This is a genomic window from Acinetobacter sp. YH12027 (assembly GCF_013420085.1).
GTDB lineage: Bacteria > Pseudomonadota > Gammaproteobacteria > Pseudomonadales > Moraxellaceae > Acinetobacter > Acinetobacter amyesii.
This window is the reverse complement of record NZ_VOYW01000054.1, coordinates 1-14,903: the sequence shown is the minus strand read 5'-3', so window position 1 is coordinate 14,903 and position 14,903 is coordinate 1. Positions and strand designations below refer to the sequence as shown.

The window sequence follows — 14,903 nt, the reverse complement described above, 5'->3', positions numbered from 1 at the left end:
ATGAAGACGGCTTACGCCACCATCAAAGGTATTGAGGTGATGCGTGCACTACGCAAAGGCCAGGCCTCAGCATTTTATTATGGTGATCCCCTGGGCGAAATGCGCCTGGTAAGCAGAGTTTTTGAAATGTAAGGCCTTTGAATAAGACAAAAGGCTGCCTCATCGCTAACTTTGCAACAGTGCCAGTTTTATTACGAACGTGTTTTGGGTGGACAACGGAAAACATATTTCATCGAAAGACCAAAAAAAGAAAAAACACTTCCTGTTGTGATGAGTGAAGAAGAAACCATTCGGGTACTACGCGCTATTGAAAACGTGAAACACAAGGCTATTCTGATGACTATTTATTCGGCAGGTTTGCGCATTTCTGAATGTATAAACCTGAAAATAAAAGACATTGACTCCAAGCGCATGCAAATTCGTATAGAACAGTCAAAAGGAAAAAGAGATCGTTATACCATTTTATCTGAGAAAACATTAATTATTTTAAGAACATACTTTATGGAATATAAACCAAAAGATTATTTATTTGAAGGTCAAAAAGGTGGCGCATACTCAAGCCGAAGTATTCAAAACATTTTTAAAGCAGCTGTTTTAAAAGCAAAGATTCAAAAGGAAGTTACTGTACATACCTTACGACATAGCTTTGCAACGCATTTGCTTGAGAATGGTACGAGTTTACGTTATATTCAATCGTTGTTAGGTCATTCAAGCAGTAAAACAACTGAGGTTTATACACATATTACCACCAAGGGAATGGAACAATTAAAAAGTCCGATGGATTTGTTAGATATATAGAAAGGATTTGTATATTTGAGCAAAACTTAACAAAAAGCACTATGAATATAAATCCTTTTGAGAGAGTAGAAACGAACGGTAAACGGTTGAAAACGGATTTGTCACTGATAATGAAAGGTTTAGCAAAATAAGATATAGTGGATATATACGCCATTTGGCGTATAGCCACTTGTTATGTGCCATTTTTGAATGACAATGCGAATAGATACGGACAAACAAATGAATTTACTTAGTGATAAGAACGTTGCAATAATTGGTGGTGGACCCGTTGGACTGACTATGGCAAAATTATTACAGCAAAACGGCATAGACGTTTCAGTTTACGAAAGAGACAACGACCGAGAGGCAAGAATTTTTGGTGGAACCCTTGACCTACACAAAGGTTCAGGTCAGGAAGCAATGAAAAAAGCGGGATTGTTACAAACTTATTATGACTTAGCCTTACCAATGGGTGTAAATATTGCTGATGAAAAAGGCAATATTTTATCCACAAAAAATGTAAAGCCCGAAAATCGATTTGACAATCCTGAAATAAACAGAAATGACTTAAGGGCTATCTTGTTGAATAGTTTAGAAAACGACACGGTTATTTGGGATAGAAAACTTGTTATGCTTGAACCTGGTAAGAAGAAGTGGACACTAACTTTTGAGAATAAACCGAGTGAAACAGCAGATTTGGTTATTCTTGCCAATGGTGGAATGTCGAAAATAAGGAGCTTTGTTACCGACACGCAAGTTGAAGAAACCGGTACTTTCAACATCCAAGCTGATATTCTTCAACCGGAAATAAACTGTCCCGGATTTTTTCAGCTATGCAACGGCAACCGATTAATGGCGGGACATCAGGGCATTTTATTGTTTGCCAATCCCAATAATAATGGTGCATTGTATTTAGGAATTAGTTTTAAAACGCCCGATGAATGGAAAAATAAAATTCCCTTAGATTTTCAGGACAGAAACAGCGTTGCCGATTTTTTATTGAAAAGATTTTCCAAATGGAGTGAAGTTTACAAACAATTAATACGTTCGGTATCAACATTTCAATGCTTGCCCACAAGGAAATTTCCTTTGAACAATGATTGGAAAAGTAACCGTCCATTACCCATAACAATGATTGGCGATGCTGCTCATTTGATGTCGCCTTTTGCAGGACAGGGTGTAAATACGGGATTATTGGATGCTTTGATATTGTCTGAAAACCTTACAAACGGAGAATTTACAAGTATTGAAAATGCCATCGAAAACTACGAACAACAAATGTTTGTTTATGCAAAAGATACGCAGGACGAATCGACAGAAAACGAAACCGAAATGTTTAGTCCCAATTTTTCGTTTCAAAAATTATTGAATCTATAAACAGTAAGAAAAAACGGCTACTAACAAGCAGTTTTGCAATAGTGGGGCAGAAGTGCAAAATTGAACTTGTGTGCTTCTATCAACTTTTGTACATTAGCTGCCAGTTTAAGATGGGTGCATTTGAGTATGCCCAAAGGAGCCCGCAAGTATGCGCAGGACGAAGCCAGTAGCCGCGCCGATGGTGGCGCGGGTCTATCTGCGCGTCAGCACCGACGCGCAGGACTTGGAACGCCAAGAGGCGATCACTACGGCCGCGAAGGCCGCCGGCTACTACGTCGCCGGCATCTACCGTGAGAAGGCATCCGGCGCACGCGCCGACCGGCCTGAGCTGCTGCGCATGATCGGCGACCTACAGCCCGGCGAGGTGGTCATTGCCGAGAAGATCGACCGCATCAGCCGCCTACCTTTGCCCGAGGCCGAGCGCCTGGTGGCCTCGATACAGGCCAAAGGCGCACGCCTGGCCGTCCCTGGCGTGGTCGATCTATCCGACCTGGCGGCCGAGGCCCAGGGCGTCGCCAAGATCGTGCTGGAAGCCGTGCAGATCATGCTTTTTCGCCTGGCCTTGCAGATGGCCCGCGACGACTACGAGGACAGGCGCGAACGCCAGCGCCAAGGCATTGAGTTGGCCCGCCAGGCCGGGCGGTACAAGGGCCGCCGTGCTGATCCGAAGCGCCGCGCCCAAGTTGTCGCGCTGCGCAAGTCCGGCTACAGCATCAACAAGACCGCCGAGCTGGCCGGGTACAGTGCGGCCCAGGTGAAACGGATATGGGCCGAGGTCAGCCAGGCCGAAGCGAAGCAGCACGGCGCGTTCGTGGAGGACGCATTGACGGAAGCCGATGCCCTGGCCGCTGTCGGCCAGGATGAGCGCCAGGAGGAAAGGGCATGAAGAAGCCGAACCAAGACGACGAGCCGTTTTTCATCACCGAGGAGATTGCGGCCGAAATGATCGCCGGCGGCTATGAGTTCGAGCTGCCGCCCATTCCTTGCACCATCCGCCTACGCGACGTGCTGGAGCGCATGACCGATGCTGAGCTAGCATTGCAGCCGGGCGAGATCGCCGACCAGGAGCGTGAACGCTGCCGGCGCAAGCCGTGTTCAACCTCATGATCTGGTCATGGTATTTTTCATGGCACTGAGCCTGATAGTTCTTGCAAATTGTTGTCACTAAAGGGTTTTGTGTGCTTGTTTACAATCGAGTGGGAGTGACGGGCACTGGCTGGCAATGTCTAGCAACGGCAGGCATTTCGGCTGAGGGTAAAAGAACTTTCCGCTAAGCGATAGACTGTATGTAAACACAGTATTGCAAGGACGCGGAACATGCCTCATGTGGCGGCCAGGACGGCCAGCCGGGATCGGGATACTGGTCGTTACCAGAGCCACCGACCCGAGCAAACCCTTCTCTATCAGATCGTTGACGAGTATTACCCGGCATTCGCTGCGCTTATGGCAGAGCAGGGAAAGGAATTGCCGGGCTATGTGCAACGGGAATTTGAAGAATTTCTCCAATGCGGGCGGCTGGAGCATGGCTTTCTACGGGTTCGCTGCGAGTCTTGCCACGCCGAGCACCTGGTCGCTTTCAGCTGTAAGCGTCGCGGTTTCTGCCCGAGCTGTGGGGCGCGGCGGATGGCCGAAAGTGCCGCCTTGCTGGTTGATGAAGTACTGCCTGAACAACCCATGCGTCAGTGGGTGTTGAGCTTCCCGTTTCAGCTGCGTTTCCTGTTTGCCAGCCGGCCCGAGATCATGGGGTGGGTGCTGGGCATCGTTTACCGCGTCATTGCCACGCACCTGGTCAAGAAAGCGGGCCATACCCACCAAGTGGCCAAGACGGGCGCGGTCACCCTGATCCAGCGTTTTGGATCGGCGCTCAATCTGAATGTTCACTTCCACATGCTGTTTCTCGACGGTGTGTATGTCGAGCAATCCCACGGCTCAGCGCGTTTCCGCTGGGTCAAGGCGCCGACCAGCCCAGAGCTCACCCAGCTGACGCACACCATCGCCCACCGGGTGGGTCGCTATCTGGAACGGCAAGGCCTGCTGGAACGGGATGTCGAAAACAGCTATCTGGCCTCGGATGCGGTGGATGACGACCCGATGACACCCCTGCTGGGGCACTCGATCACTTACCGTATCGCTGTCGGTTCACAGGCGGGGCGAAAGGTGTTCACTTTGCAAACTCTGCCGACCAGTGGTGATCCGTTCGGTGACGGGATTGGCAAGGTAGCCGGGTCCAGCCTGCACGCCGGCGTGGCGGCCAGGGCCGATGAACGCAAGAAGCTCGAACGGCTGTGCCGGTACATCAGCCGCCCGGCGGTATCCGAGAAGCGGCTGTCGTTAACACGAGGCGGCAACGTGCGCTACCAGCTCAAGACGCCGTACCGGGACGGCACCACGCACGTCATTTTCGAACCATTGGATTTCATTGCAAGGCTGGCCGCCCTGGTACCGAAGCCCAGAGTCAACCTAACCCGCTTCCACGGGGTGTTCGCACCCAACAGTCGGCACCGGGCGTTGGTCACGCCGGCAAAACGGGGCAGGGGCAACAAGGTCAGGGTGGCTGATGAACCGGCAACACCAGCACAACGGCGAGCGTCGATGACATGGGCGCAACGGCTCAAGCGTGTTTTCAATATCGACATCGAGACCTGCAGCGGCTGCGGCGGCGCCATGAAAGTCATCGCCTGCATTGAAGACCCTATAGTGATCAAGCAGATCCTTGATCACCTGAAGCACAAAGCCGAAACCAGCGGGACCAGGGCGTTACCCGAAAGCCGGGCGCCACCGGCTGAGCTGCTCCTGGGTCTGTTTGACTGACGAGCCTGAAGGCCAACGATACCAATCAAAATGCTGCGTTCACAGCGCCGCGGCAGGGATCCGCCGTGCTGGTTGTCGGAAAAGGAGCCGCTAGTGGGAAAGAGGAGGGTAAATTTTCAGCGTTGCTGGCTCCCCGTCAGCCGGATTGGGTTGCATCGCAGGGGTGTCGAAAGAGTCAACTGCGGTCCAAAGCTGTTGGACTTGGGTGAAAAGGGCGTTTATTCTTCCTATACGTGAACCGCATCCTACGGAATGAGTAACCCTTGCCCTATTGTGAGTAGAACGTCGTATAATTCAAACGAAAGCAGTTAATAGGTATGAAATATCACAGCACAAAAGAGCGACAGGACATGTTTAGATGATGTTATTATAAAATAATAACATCATGGATGAATAAAAAATAATTTTCTATCTTTACAACTATGTTATACTTCTATGATAAGGCTATGATGGCAAAGCCTTGGTTTTCCTAATCAAATAGTCGCCGAGATGGCTTCAATGCGACAGTAGGTCTACTGTCTCACAATTAATTCATGTATCAGATTTTTGTTCCCTGATGGGAAGTGTTATCCATACGAAAAGAATATGGGTAAAGTGTTACACCTGTATATGACATTCAGAATGTCCTGTCGGGGGAACTGGTACCAATTTAATAAAAGAAAACAGTATAGAAATGACAATCGAAGATATGCAAACATTAGCCCTAGAGCATGGGCTGAGAATTTCGGAAGAGATGAGCGTCAATGAGATGGGCATCGACTTTAGAGTTGCCTTTGTAAAGGAAGTAAACGGTGAGAACTGGGTACTCCGTATACCTCGAAGAAGCGATATGCTTGAACAAATCGAAAATGAAAGTAGAATATTGGATTTAGCCAAAAGAAACCTGTCGATCAATGTCCCTGATTGGAAAATTGTATCGGAGCGCCTAATAGCCTACCCTTTACTGGAGGATGCGCCTGCTCTGACATTCGATGCGATAACACATGAGGTTTCTTGGAACATAGATCGCGATAGCATAGCTTATGTGGAGTCTCTGGCAAAATCATTGGCCGAATTACATCGTATTACAGCTGACGATGTGAGAAAGAGCAACTTGAAAATAATGACTCCAAGTGAATTGAGGACCGAAATAGCTGACCGTATCCACTTGGTGAAATCTGAGATAGGTATCAGCGAGCCGTTGGAAAACAGATACCGTAGATGGTTGGACAATGACCCTTTGTGGCCTGAATTCACTTGTTTCATCCATGGCGATCTCTATGCAGGGCATGTCTTAACCTCGAAGGAAGGTAAGACCTCTGGTATCATAGATTGGTCTACTGCGCATATGGGTGATCCTGCACTGGACTTTTCTGGTCACGTATCGGTTTTTGGAGAGGATAGCCTGAAGAGTTTGATAACGGAGTATGCTAAACAAGGCGGAACGATATGGGATAGGCTCTACGAACAATCTATAGAGAGGGCTGCTGCAGCTCCATTAGCATATGGCGCTTTTGCGGTAGAGTGCAACGACGATAATCATATCAATGCCGCCAGAGCAGCCTTAGGTATTGTTCAATAAAATGATGTGAGGATACTTTTTTAAATGCTAAAATAGGAGTTCGATTGGTGCCACTTAAGAGTATCATTGATTTCTATTTTAGCCAGTATCCTCCACTTTTAGGAGCTCCTCGAAACTCGATTTTATGATCATCTCTTAAGATTTTGAGCCACCGCTCTACTATCTTGACAGGAACTAATAGCTCGTTTACTAAAAATGGTGCACGCTTTCCTGGATTAGTTCTTATCTGATTAAATAGTAGATTTACTCCCTCACTTACTCCCTCATTAGATTCGAAAAGTAGCTTTGATGAGACAATAACTCGAAAACCGTGCTGGAAATTTTCAAAGACAGGGGGACGCAGACCATAGGATGCGAAGCCTTCTTGGATTCGTTTGATGCCTGACCCATATTTTTCAATAAAATGCGCTTCTTTGAACGTGGCAGATATCCTTTTATTGCGCGCCCATGGCGAGTAATCTTCACGAAGAAGCTGATCAATCGTTAAGTTATCAGCTAAACCACCTGGATTGAAAAACTCTATGGAATTGTAATACACCCTGATTATGGAATCGGCAAATTAATTTGGACTTGGGTGAAAAGGGCGTTTATTCTTCCTATTACGTTGTCGGCAGCGGGCCAAAAAGGAATACGTCCATGCCCATCGAGGTGAAACCGGCTGTGAGCGCGGGTTCAAGCATATAGCCCGACAGGCGCGTATCCTTGCCGATCACGACACGATGGCGGTGGTCACCGCGACGAAAGACACGGCCAGCCGCCATGCCGACGCGCAAGGCGGTTTCCGCCGTCATCGCGCCTTCGTTGGCTTTGCCACGAATACCGTCTGTGCCGAAATATTTGCGCACCATAAGGTCGATTATCCTGTCGTCGGGTCGCCCTCAAAGGGGACATGCCTGCTGAACCGCGAATATAGAGAAATATCCCGAATGTGCAGTTAACGAATTCTTGCGGTTTCTTTCAGCGCCGCCAATACCGCCAGCCCGTCGCGCAAGGGGCGCGGCTCGTGTGTGCGGATGAAGTCAGCTCCACCTGCGGCGGCGGCAAGCTCTGCAGCGAGTGTCGCGGCCCCGACATCCCCCGGACCACGGCCTGTGAGCGCGCGCAGAAAGGATTTGCGCGAAACAGACAGAAGCACCGGCAAATCGAAGCGCAGCCGCAATTCATCGAACCGCGCCAGCACCGAGAGCGAGGTTTCGGGAGCAGCCCCCAGAAAAAACCCCATGCCGGGATCAAGGACAAGGCGGTTGCGTTTGATACCGGCACCCGTCAGCGCCGCGATGCGCGCGTCAAAGAACGCCGCAATGTGATCCATGATGTCGCCAGCGGGTGCCTCGCGCCGATCTGCCTGCCCGTCTTGCACCGAATGCATAACGACGAGTTTGGCAGATGATTTCGCCAATTGCGGATAGAACGCAGCGTCTGGAAAACCGCGAATATCATTGAGATAGGCCACACCACGCGACAAGGCATAGGCTTGCGTCGCGGGTTGATAACTGTCGAGCGAGACGGGAATGCCATCTGCCTTGAGCGCGTCCAGCACCGGCGCGATACGCGCGATTTCTGTGTCGGACGAAACAGGCGCGGCGTCGGGATTGCTGGATGCCGGACCGAGGTCGATCACATCTGCCCCCTCGGCCATCAGCTTACGCGCCTGCGCAATGGCTGCGTCTGGCGCCAGATACCGGCCTCCATCGGAGAAACTGTCCGAGGTTATGTTGACGATGCCGAAAATGATGAGCGATTTATTCATGGGGGCTTCTATAATAATAATAATCGAGCATGAGTCTCATACGGATGCTCGGGTCGAAAGGGAATCCCCAGGCGAGTAACCTGTTTGCGGTGATCCATTAGCTGCAGGAGCAGAATAGCATACATCTGGAAGCAAAGCCAGGAAAGCGGCCTATGGAGCTGTGCGGCAGCGCTCAGTAGGCAATTTTTCAAAATATTGTTAAGCCTTTTCTGAGCATGGTATTTTTCATGGTATTACCAATTAGCAGGAAAATAAGCCATTGAATATAAAAGATAAAAATGTCTTGTTTACAATAGAGTGGGATATGTGGAGTCGATTAGTCCAATTTCTCGGTCAAAGCCCAAGGCCTTTTCGGCATTAACCAAGAGTCTGCTTAAGCACAATTTTCTGGTGGGTAATCATAACTTTTGCCTCATTTGTGATGGATTGATCTATCTTGATTCTACTGAATCGGATCATCGGATTGCCAAAGCCGTAGGTGGGCAAGGTGTTCTAGAGAATGGTCTGCTGGTTCATCCCATCTGTAATAGGATGAAATCAGATCTGAGCCTGGAAGAGATTAGAGCGGATTTGTTTGGTGAATTACTGTATTAATCAACAGAGCGATGAGCTCATTTTTGCAGAAGTATCAATGATTAATCACATGATTTAACTTTTGATACATTCAGCCAATATGGTTATTTTTAATTCAGTCCAGAATCACAACCAGAAACTAGCTGTAGTTTCTGAATGACCGTCAAGGTCCTTAGTTTCGCCCATAGATTCCCTCTGTGGGCTTTTTTTGATCAAAAATTGTATAGATGCTCTAAAATAAACCTTTTAGCATTTCATAAGCAATTAGGATTAAGGCTGAGACCATCAGCACAACAAAAATGAGTTCCACTCTAGTTAACAACTTAGTTCCATTTACTTTTCACTTAATTTATATAGCAGTTAACTCGTAGCATAAATGACATAACATGACATGGAAAATAATCAAAAAGACAGAATTTGGATTTTGATCAGATCTGCATGTTTACATGCTTCTACAGCAGCTTTGAATGTTTCACTTAACCTTTAAACTTTTCTTAAAACTAAATATATTTACATATACATTCTAAAATTTGATAGAATTTATTAAAACTTTAGATTCTAAGTGTAAATAATGAGAAGCGCTAATATTCGACGTGATGGCTACTTAAAATTTCTGAATACATGGCAAGACCGTGATGTCATTAAAGTGCTTTCGGGTGTACGTCGCTCTGGAAAATCCACCTTATTGGCGATGTTTCAACAAGACCTAAAAGCACAGGGCGTACAAGCCGAAAACATCATTGCCATCAACTTCGAATTTATGGAATTTGAAGAACTCACCGATTACCGTAAACTACATGATTATGTATTATCCAAAGTTGATAAAAGTAAAAAAAACTATGTTTTTTTAGATGAAATTCAACATGTTACAAATTTTGAGAAAGTAGTCGACTCTTTATATGTTCGGGATTATATCGATTTATATATTACAGGCTCAAATGCATTCTTTCTAAGTGGAGAACTTGCGACTTTACTTACAGGACGCTATATAGAGCAACATGTTTTACCCCTTTCATTCCAAGAATTTAAACAGTGGCATATTGAAAATAATCCGATCATCCAACAATTATCAAATCGTGATTTGTATGCCATGTATACGCGCAGTAGTTTCCCTTATACGCTTGCCATGACTAGCCAGCAGGAAACTTATGATTACTTGCAAGCGGTCTATGCCAGTGTAATGTTTAAAGATGTTATTCCACGTTTGAATACTGCCGATATTAACTCTCTCGAGCGTGTCACAAGATATTTGGCAAGCGTGACAGGCTCAGCTATTTCCATCAATAAAATTAAAAATACCTTTGTTTCAAGTGGGGTTAAAATTTCATTTGAAACAGTAAAACGCTATATTCAGGGCTTACAGGACAGTTTGTTATTTTATAGTGCCGCACAATTTAAAGTACGCGGGCGTGAGTTATTACAATCCTCTGAAAAATACTATTTAGTTGATGTCGGATTGCGCCGGATTATGTTGCCTGATGCTAATGCTGATCAAGGTCATATCTTAGAAAATGTGATTTATCTTGAGCTTGTCAGACGAGGTTATACGGTCTATGTAGGGCGGGTTGATGAATATGAAATTGATTTTGTTGCTGTCGATACTTTACAGAATTTAACTTATTATCAGGTGGCATTAGAAACGCTCAATGAGGAGACACTCAGCCGAGAGTTACGTCCATTACAGAAAATTTCTGATTCGTATCCCAAGTATTTGCTTACATTAGACACGATAGGGACTGAAGCGAATTATAATGGTATTGTAAAAATGAGTGCTCTCGATTGGTTGCTATCTGAAAATAAGTAAAGTTGAGGGTAGACATGGATACTATTATTTATTAATTAAAACTCAAAGACTTTTCAGCATTAACCAAGAGTGTGATCAAGCATAATTTCTGCTCCAATTGTGATGGATCGATTTACCTCGACTCGATTGAGTCAGACTATCATGATTGAGCCAGAGTCGCTTACTGAAAGTAGCGAGAATTGCGCTGGAGTTTCTGAAGGATATTAATTCCTTAGTTTGCCCATTCATCCATCTGGGCATTTTTTTTTTGATTAAAATACAATGCGGTTCTTGCTAAAAAATGACGGCACCCACCATAAAACACAATATTCCAAAAATAATCCAAGGCCATATCTTTGCCTTCGGTTGTTCTAAATTCTGAGGATTATATTCCGTGTGTTCTAGCGATGTCGGTTGTGGAACACGGGTCTTTTTAGAGTAAGGTTGGTGTTTAGAGTAAGATAGTCCCGTACCTGGAATGCCGACACTGGTTCGCGTACCTTTTTTCCCAATATTTAGAGAAGCACCAGGTTTGCCAATGCTGGCACTGCTGATGCCTTTATGGGTCAGATTAATTTTAAAACCCGGGAATAATTTAATACTTTTACGAAATCTAAAACCCATATTTCTCTCATTCTAAAACTTAGCTCAATTCACGCGCTATACCAGGATCCATGATCTGCTAGAGATCGTACTTTGACGGCTATCATCAGGATACTAGTATATTTTTTATCTGATGATTGCAATACTACCTTTAAATACCGTCAAAAATATTTACTGTATATTTGCTGTAGGGTAATCTTAAAGCTGCTATTTATTGACTGATTGGTATATGACGACAGATAAGCATGAAGTGCTTCTTCGAATGCGAGCCATCGAGTTGCTTGCTTACTGGGAAGGTCGTTTGGTTACCAATCGTTTGATGAGCTGGTTTGGGCTCAGTCGACAGCAGGCTTCTGCGGATATCAAGCGTTACAATACGCTGTATAACCCCGATGCCTTGATTCATGACCCCTCCGTCAAGGGTTATGTGCCTAAGGCCAGCTTCCAGCCTGTACTGACTACAGCGCATATCAATGAATATCTCAATATGCTCTCGGGCTTGGTCAGTGAATCGCATGCCCTTATTGCGATGCCAGAACCGAATCTTACAGCAGTTCAATTACCTGATCGCAGTGTACGTCCTGAAGTGATTCGGGAAGTTTTGCGTGCCTGCCGCAACCAAAGTACTTTAAAAATGATTTATGCCTCGATGCAGAATCCGCAGTGGCATGAACGCATCATTTCCCCACACACCCTGGTGTATACCGGTTTTCGCTGGCATGTCCGTGCCTATTGCCATCAGAGCAAGCAGTTTAAGGACTTTTTACTCTCCAGAATTGATCGCACACCTGTTGTGATGGCGATTGAGTCAGTAGGCCCTGCTCAGGATCAGCAATGGCATGAAGAAATTGTACTGACGCTGATCCCTAATCCAAAATTGAACTCATCACAACAAGCGCTGGTCGAAAAAGACTTCGGCATGCCTGATGGCAGATTACAGATTCCGGTGAAAAAAGCCCTGGCTCACTATACTTTGCAGCGATATCAGGCCGCGATCACGCTGGCTGAGGCGGATGATGCCTTGAAATATCCCTTGGTACTACAACGCTCAGATATCGAAAAGCTGTCGTCTTACCTGTTTGATCAGGCGTCATAGGAGATTGGCTATGTTAGAACAATTTCATTATGACAGTGACCTGATTGGCGGTTCCCTGATGGTGCGTGAAAGCCGGCTGATCGCGGATCTGTTATTACGAGAAGCGACTCCAGAACAATGGCATCAGGCCATTCAGATTGACAATATTCTGCAAAAAAGAACGCCTGCTTCAGCCCAACGTAACGCCACTGCCATTCGTAAGCGTCTTGAGCGCTTAGAGCCTGATTTCTGGAAAGCTTTGCGGGATGGGGATGATGAGCTGGCGACTCAGGTGGCTTTTTGTGGGGCACTGGAACGCAACCTGTTGCTGCTTGAGTTTATGGAAACGGTGATGAGGGATGCCTATATCTCCCAGGCGCAATACTTGGACAGTTATATCTGGTCAGATTTTTTGGATGAACGCTCACAACGTGATCCGGATATCTGTGATTGGAAAGAGTCCAGCAAGAAAAAAATGGGGCAGGTGGTGTTTCGCATGCTGGCAGAAGCCGGTTATTTAAAAAGTACCCGTAAGCTGGAGTTGCAGCGCGTGATCGTCAGAGCAGAGCTGCGTAGCCTGTTGGAAGAACATTATAAACAACGCATTAAAAGATCTATGGAAGTGTCGGTATGGACGCGTTAGTTGTAGAGGGGCAGCAATGAGTCAAACAATACATGAGCGTCTGAACCAGATTCCAGAGCGAATACTTTCAACCGAGTTTCTCACTGGACAAGGATTGGGCAATGAAATTGGCTTCTGGATTTTTGATTATGCACCTGAAGATGAGTTGAAGGTGCGCGAATATCTGCATTTTCTAGACGGGATGCTGGAGAAAAAACACAGTCAGCTGAAGGTGGTGAATATCAACCTGCTGCAAGCCGTGGTGGATTATCTGTCTGAGCGTAACTTCATCGATAAAGCCATTCAAATGCAAAAAGCCAAAGGCGATGAGGCGCTGCTCAAAGCGCTGAAAGGCCCACTGCATATGGATAAGTTCGCGCCCTATCTGGTGAGTAAATATGCCACCAATGCACAAGATATTGTGTTGATGACTGGGGTAGGGTCGGTTTGGCCACTGTTACGTGCCCATCACTTATTGAACAGTTTGCATTCGTTACTGGGGCATAAGCCAGTGGTGCTGTTTTACCCAGGTTATTACGACGGTCAAGCGATGAGTTTATTTGGAAAAATTCCAAGCAATAATTACTACAGAGCATTCAGATTAGTGCCTTAACACGGCAAATAGAAATAAGAATTCGGGGGAATGGATTGAGATGAACATTAAAGAACTTTTTTATAAGCCATTAGATCGTGCGATTAACGGGGTCGTAAAAGCAGACCAGAATGACAATACTACGGTTTATCAGGAACTCGATGAGTATGTGGTCACCAATGAACTGGAAAAGCATTTTCGGGACTTTTTCCAGTCTTATGGCACAGACCTGAGCGATCCTTCGATTGCCAACCGTGTCGGCGTATGGATTTCAGGCTTCTTTGGTTCAGGTAAATCACATTTCCTGAAAACCTTGTCGTATATTCTGGCCAATAAAGTGGTACGTGATGCGCAAGGTAACGAGCGTAGCGCCGCAGAATTCTTTGATGAAACTAAAATCCGCGATGCATTTATCCGTGCCGATATTGGCAAGGCCGTTAGCCATCATGCCGATGTCATCCTGTTTAACATTGACAGTAAAGCCAGTTCCAATGACGATGGCAATCCGATCCTGAATGTGTTTTTACGTGTGTTTAACGAGTATCAGGGTTTTAGTGCTGACCATCCACATATTGCCCATATGGAACGTCACCTGAGCCAGAAAGGGGTGTATGAACGCTTTAAACAGGCGTTTGAGGAATCCAGCGGCATGTCTTGGCTAGAAGAACGTGACGGATATCAGTTCTATCAGGATGATGTCGAAACTGCGATTTCTCAGGCACTGAATCTATCAGCAGAAGCTGCACACAAGTGGTTTGAGGATTCTGAGCAGACCTTTAGTGTTTCGGTTGAAAACTTCTGTCAGTGGGTGAAAGAATACCTGGACAGCAAAGGACCCCAGCAACGCATGTTGTTCTTGGTCGATGAAGTGGGGCAGTTTATTGGCAGCGATACCCGCTTGATGCTGACATTGCAAACCATTACTGAAAACCTGGGTACGATCTGTAAAGGCCGCGCTTGGATTATCGTCACCTCACAGGCAGACATCGATGCTGTTTTAGGTGAGATGTCTTCTTCCAAAGCCAATGACTTCTCCAAGATTGCTGGTCGTTTTAAAACCCGGTTATCACTGTCCAGTTCCAATACCGATGAAGTCATCCAGAAACGTTTATTACGTAAAACCCCAGAAGCAGAAGCATTGCTCAGATCAGTGTTTGAGCAAAAGGGCGATATCTTAAAAAATCAGATTACCTTTGACCGTTCAGGCCCAACCCTAAAGAACTATGAGGGGCCAGACAGCTTTATCCATAACGGCTTTGTTGCACAAACCTAGCATCAAAAGCTTATTCAGCAATATAATTTCAAAATGAATAAGCCTGCCTCTAAAATCTACCGTACAACCAATTGGTCATCCTATAACCGAGCCTTAATTAACCGAG

Annotated in this window: 14 protein-coding genes and 3 pseudogenes; 13 read left to right on the top strand and 4 right to left on the bottom strand. The window is 46.1% G+C overall.

The features are described 5' to 3' along the window. The 7 genes and pseudogenes from FTT94_RS14960 to mph all read left to right on the top strand — a co-directional run. Positions 1-132 (top strand): annotated as a pseudogene (locus FTT94_RS14960) (IS6 family transposase); the annotation flags it as partial. Between the two features lie 72 nt (positions 133-204). Further along, the gene (locus tag FTT94_RS14955) at positions 205-798 is read left to right on the top strand and encodes a tyrosine-type recombinase/integrase (RefSeq protein ID WP_205779272.1); all 594 of its coding nucleotides are present in this window, start codon (positions 205-207) and stop codon (positions 796-798) included. 189 nt (positions 799-987) lie between these two features. Further along, positions 988-2,154: a tetracycline-inactivating monooxygenase Tet(X3) gene (locus FTT94_RS14950; RefSeq protein WP_024160783.1), complete on the top strand. Its 1,167-nt coding sequence runs from the start codon at positions 988-990 to the stop codon at positions 2,152-2,154. A gap of 148 nt (positions 2,155-2,302) precedes the next feature. Next, positions 2,303-3,040, top strand: coding sequence for a recombinase family protein (locus tag FTT94_RS14945; protein WP_001366550.1), 738 nt, complete (start codon positions 2,303-2,305; stop codon positions 3,038-3,040). Beyond that, entirely contained in the window at positions 3,037-3,261 is a 225-nt protein-coding gene (locus tag FTT94_RS14940; RefSeq protein WP_000743213.1) for a hypothetical protein, read from the top strand. The genes FTT94_RS14945 and FTT94_RS14940 overlap by 4 nt, the downstream gene beginning before the upstream one ends. A 210-nt stretch (positions 3,262-3,471) precedes the next feature. Beyond that, complete coding sequence (locus FTT94_RS14935; protein WP_001120888.1) at positions 3,472-4,965, top strand: IS91-like element ISVsa3 family transposase; 1,494 nt, start codon at positions 3,472-3,474, stop codon at positions 4,963-4,965. A gap of 673 nt (positions 4,966-5,638) precedes the next feature. Next, positions 5,639-6,526, top strand: coding sequence for an Mph(E)/Mph(G) family macrolide 2'-phosphotransferase (mph, locus tag FTT94_RS14925; RefSeq protein ID WP_071830579.1), 888 nt, complete (start codon positions 5,639-5,641; stop codon positions 6,524-6,526). Positions 6,527-6,599: 73 nt separating this feature from the next. Here the strand turns inward: mph and FTT94_RS14920 are convergent, their stop codons facing one another. From FTT94_RS14920 to sul2, 3 genes are all read right to left on the bottom strand, one after another. Then, entirely contained in the window at positions 6,600-7,064 is a 465-nt protein-coding gene (locus tag FTT94_RS14920; RefSeq protein ID WP_071830580.1) for an ATP-binding protein, read from the bottom strand. 61 nt (positions 7,065-7,125) lie between these two features. Further along, entirely contained in the window at positions 7,126-7,374 is a 249-nt protein-coding gene (locus FTT94_RS14915) for a phosphoglucosamine mutase (protein WP_071830581.1), read from the bottom strand. Between the two features lie 86 nt (positions 7,375-7,460). Beyond that, complete coding sequence (sul2, locus tag FTT94_RS14910; RefSeq protein WP_001043260.1) at positions 7,461-8,276, bottom strand: sulfonamide-resistant dihydropteroate synthase Sul2; 816 nt, start codon at positions 8,274-8,276, stop codon at positions 7,461-7,463. Between the two features lie 282 nt (positions 8,277-8,558). On the opposite strand from sul2, the pseudogene FTT94_RS14905 reads away from it, so the two are divergent. Further along, positions 8,559-8,870 (top strand): annotated as a pseudogene (locus tag FTT94_RS14905) (HNH endonuclease signature motif containing protein); the annotation flags it as partial. A 550-nt stretch (positions 8,871-9,420) separates the two neighbouring features. Continuing rightward, a complete protein-coding gene (locus FTT94_RS14900) occupies positions 9,421-10,653 on the top strand; it encodes an ATP-binding protein (protein ID WP_160255372.1) in 1,233 nt (410 codons plus the stop codon). Between the two features lie 273 nt (positions 10,654-10,926). Here FTT94_RS14900 and FTT94_RS14895 read toward each other — a convergent pair whose 3' ends face one another. Next, positions 10,927-11,256, bottom strand: coding sequence for a DUF4236 domain-containing protein (locus FTT94_RS14895; protein ID WP_005403805.1), 330 nt, complete (start codon positions 11,254-11,256; stop codon positions 10,927-10,929). A 208-nt stretch (positions 11,257-11,464) separates the two neighbouring features. Here FTT94_RS14895 and FTT94_RS14890 point away from each other — a divergent pair, with 208 nt between their 5' ends. From FTT94_RS14890 to brxC, 4 genes and pseudogenes are all read left to right on the top strand, one after another. Further along, on the top strand, positions 11,465-12,331 hold the full coding sequence (locus FTT94_RS14890; protein WP_180004198.1) for a WYL domain-containing protein: 867 nt from the start codon (positions 11,465-11,467) through the stop codon (positions 12,329-12,331). A gap of 10 nt (positions 12,332-12,341) precedes the next feature. Beyond that, positions 12,342-12,953 (top strand): DUF1819 family protein, encoded by a 612-nt coding sequence (locus FTT94_RS14885; RefSeq protein WP_121523422.1) that lies wholly within the window; start codon positions 12,342-12,344, stop codon positions 12,951-12,953. A 16-nt stretch (positions 12,954-12,969) separates the two neighbouring features. Further along, positions 12,970-13,545 carry a DUF1788 domain-containing protein gene (locus FTT94_RS14880; protein WP_086355031.1) on the top strand — a complete coding sequence of 192 codons (576 nt, stop codon included), beginning with the start codon at positions 12,970-12,972 and terminating at the stop codon, positions 13,543-13,545. A 40-nt stretch (positions 13,546-13,585) separates the two neighbouring features. Further along, positions 13,586-14,776, top strand: a pseudogene (gene brxC, locus FTT94_RS14875) (BREX system P-loop protein BrxC); the annotation flags it as partial. Positions 14,777-14,903: the final 127 nt, after the last annotated feature.